This window comes from Craterilacuibacter sp. (genome assembly GCF_051659485.1).
Taxonomy (GTDB): domain Bacteria; phylum Pseudomonadota; class Gammaproteobacteria; order Burkholderiales; family Chromobacteriaceae; genus Craterilacuibacter.
Window position 1 is genome coordinate 1 of the sequence record NZ_JBOFOO010000210.1, and the last position, 3,035, is coordinate 3,035.

The 3,035-nt window shown below is 53.4% G+C and carries 3 protein-coding genes and 1 riboswitch; of the genes, 2 read left to right on the plus strand and 1 reads right to left on the minus strand.

What is annotated here, in order from left to right; translation table 11 throughout:
* Positions 1-28: 28 nt before the first annotated feature.
* Both mscL and ACRC1E_RS07535 read left to right on the plus strand, forming a co-directional pair.
* On the plus strand, positions 29-484 hold the full coding sequence (gene mscL, locus ACRC1E_RS07530; RefSeq protein ID WP_438514488.1) for a large-conductance mechanosensitive channel protein MscL: 456 nt from the start codon (positions 29-31) through the stop codon (positions 482-484).
* Between the two features lie 51 nt (positions 485-535).
* Positions 536-701: riboswitch (yybP-ykoY riboswitch) on the plus strand.
* Between the two features lie 11 nt (positions 702-712).
* Complete coding sequence (locus ACRC1E_RS07535; protein ID WP_438514489.1) at positions 713-1,267, plus strand: TMEM165/GDT1 family protein; 555 nt, start codon at positions 713-715, stop codon at positions 1,265-1,267.
* A 71-nt stretch (positions 1,268-1,338) separates the two neighbouring features.
* On the opposite strand, the gene ACRC1E_RS07540 is transcribed toward ACRC1E_RS07535, so the two are convergent.
* Positions 1,339-2,970, minus strand: coding sequence for a methyl-accepting chemotaxis protein (locus ACRC1E_RS07540; protein WP_438514490.1), 1,632 nt, complete (start codon positions 2,968-2,970; stop codon positions 1,339-1,341).
* Positions 2,971-3,035: the final 65 nt, after the last annotated feature.

The window sequence follows — 3,035 nt, forward strand, 5'->3', positions numbered from 1 at the left end:
AGCCCTGAACGAAACGAGGTAGTTCCGCATGTCTATTCTCAAAGAGTTTCGCGACTTTGCAGTGCGTGGCAACGTCCTTGACCTCGCTATAGCGGTGGTTATTGGCGGCGCATTCGGCACCATTGTTAAATCGATGGTCGACGACATCATCATGCCTCCTATCGGGATGTTGCTCGGCAATGTCGACTTCTCCAACCTGTTTTTAGTACTTAAGGAAGGCAGCAAACAGGCGGCCCCCTATATCTCGGTTGCCGCCGCTAAAGATGCAGGCGCAATCACCCTCAATTTCGGCCTGTTTATCAATGCCATGGTGAGCTTTACCATTATCGCCTTTGCGATCTTCATGCTGGTTAAAGTCATCAATCGCCTGAAACGTGAAGAAGTACCCGCCGAAGCAACAACGCAGGATTGCCCTTATTGCCTGAGCAGCATTCCGCTCAAAGCCAGTCGCTGCCCGCACTGCACCTCGCAACTCATTAATTAAGCATTCACGGCAGGCTTGATGCCTGCCCTCGTTTGCCTTATGATGCGCGCAACTCTGGGGGAGTAGCCTCGGTGCGAGACAGCACCGGTTCGTGTCAACATACTTGGCCTGATGGCCATGGCACGAACGACCCGATAAGGTTTGGCAAGACCCATGACATACTGCGTGCCCGACAGGGGCTGCCGCGCGGCTATGTCATGGCCGTCTGCAGCCCCTTCGGAAAATCCCATGGAAGCACTGTTTTTCTCTACCGGCATCGTCGCCCTTGCTGAAATCGGCGACAAAACCCAGCTATTGGCACTATTGCTCGCGGCCCGCTACAAAAAACCCATCCCCATCATCCTCGGCATTTTTGTCGCGACCCTGCTCAACCATGCCGGCGCCGCAGCACTGGGCGCATGGGTTACCAGTTTATTCAGCCCGCAAACCATGCGCTGGATTCTAGGCGGATCTTTTATCGCCATGGCCGCCTGGATGCTAATTCCGGACAAACTGGATGACGACACCAGCCTGTTTGACCGTTTGGGCGTATTTGGCGCCACGACCATTGCCTTCTTTCTGGCTGAAATGGGCGACAAAACCCAAATCGCAACCGTTGCCCTGTCGGCACGCTACCACGATCTATGGATGGTGGTCATGGGCACCACGCTGGGCATGATGATAGCTAACGTGCCTGCCGTATTGCTGGGTGAAGTCGCCGCCCGCAAACTTCCCAAGCATATCGTGCATCGCGTAGCCGCCAGCCTGTTTGCCGTACTGGGTGTAATTACACTCGCCCTCTGAACAAAAACATGAGCAACAAAAAACCCCTGACGGTGATGCCCTCAGGGGTTTTCAATTTACGGCACAGGTCTTTACCCTTGCAATAATGCCTGGGGATCAAAACCCACACGCAAAGCGCCCCAATGTCGACCGTTCAACTGCACGGGCAAAGCCAATTCAGACAAAATCTCACCGGTATCCCGCACATAGGTCTGCAACAGCATGGCTCCGGTATAACACGCCGCCTTGATTCCAACCGCATCGTTAAACAGGCGCTTGTCGCGGCTGTACTTCAGGTCATTAGCGGCATCTCCACTTGGAGCTCGGGACAAAAACGAATTATGTGTCGGCGCATAACCGTTGCCATCGACCAATAAACAATAGGTCAGCCCATGATGGCTATGCACAATCTGATCCAGCAGTGGCTGCAACTGCCCCTCAATCTCGGCATCATAAGCGGTGCGGTACTTGGGTGGGGATACGCCTGCGACCGCAATATAATTCCGATCCGCCACATTCAAACCCTGCTTACTCCACACCTGCAGCAATTCCTGCAGGCGATCACGCAATATTTTGGCCTGCAGGCTAACACGATCCAGTGCGCCCTCGCCCAAGACAAAACGCGAGATAAGCGCCTGAATCTCCTCCGACTCATCCGATAATTTGCTCGACATTACAACCGATTGATTCAATTGCCGGCTCACGCGCTGACTTAACTCATTCACCACCAGCACATTTTGATTGACTTGCTGATTACTGACAGAGAAACGCTCCATAGTCGTAGCAATGGCGGCCAGTCCGGTCGCGGCATCTTCAAAATCGCCCACCATCTTGCCAAAGTGAATGGAAGCCTTACCGACTACGGCCTGCGCCGAACCGGCATCGCGATGAATCAGGCCGGTTTCGGTGGCAGTTTCAGAAACCAACAGCAGCATACCGTCGATATTGCCGGATATTTCATCGGTAGCAACTTTCACCTTTTCCGCCAATTTACGGACTTCATCCGCCACCACAGCAAAACCACGACCGGCCTCACCCGCACGCGCGGCCTCAATGGCCGCATTCAGTGCCAGCAAATTGGTCTGGTCAGAAATTTCCTGAATCAGGCCCACAATACTTTTGATACTGGCGGAGCGCTGGCTCAATCCGGTGACCGTCTGATTAAAGCGCTCAACTTTGCCGCCTATCGCAGCTATTGTCTCAGCGACGGCACACAGTTCGGCATATGATTCGCGCGCCACCTGCAAATTATCCGTAGTCGTAAGCGAAATCTCGAGAGTATCGCCGGACACCTGCCGAATACCCTCCGACGTTTCCTCGCTCACCAAACGCACCTCGGCGGTTAATGCATCCTGCTGTTGCGCCACCAGCAAGGATTCTGTCAGGTTGACACGGGTACGCGCCGAGTCCATGGCAATTTGCATTGTCTTTTGTTGAACCTTGCCAATAATCTCGCGCATTTTGTGCAAAAATAGATTGTGCGACTCGGACAAGTCGCGAATTTCGTCATACGTAGTGGCGGGTATTTCCCCAGACAGATCACCTTCACCCGCCCCTATTTCACGAAAAATGCGGATAATCATCTTGAGGGGACGTACAATCAGGTAGCGCAGATACCAGACCATAAATCCGATAAAAGAAAAACACAGCACCCAGATACCCAGCGACCACCATAAGGCTTGATCCAGTGTGGCATTCACACTGAGCAAGGTTGCCTCGGGCAAGCCCGCACCCGACAACTGGGTACGAATATCCTCCAGCGCAAAATAGATGTAAGCCACTAGCCCCA

What these genes read in the sequence shown, in the direction of transcription:
- mscL (WP_438514488.1), top strand. Translation starts at nt 29, where the DNA reads ATGTCTATTCTCAAAGAGTTTCGCGACTTTGCAGTGCGTGGCAACGTC.
- ACRC1E_RS07535 (WP_438514489.1), top strand. Translation starts at nt 713, where the DNA reads ATGGAAGCACTGTTTTTCTCTACCGGCATCGTCGCCCTTGCTGAAATC.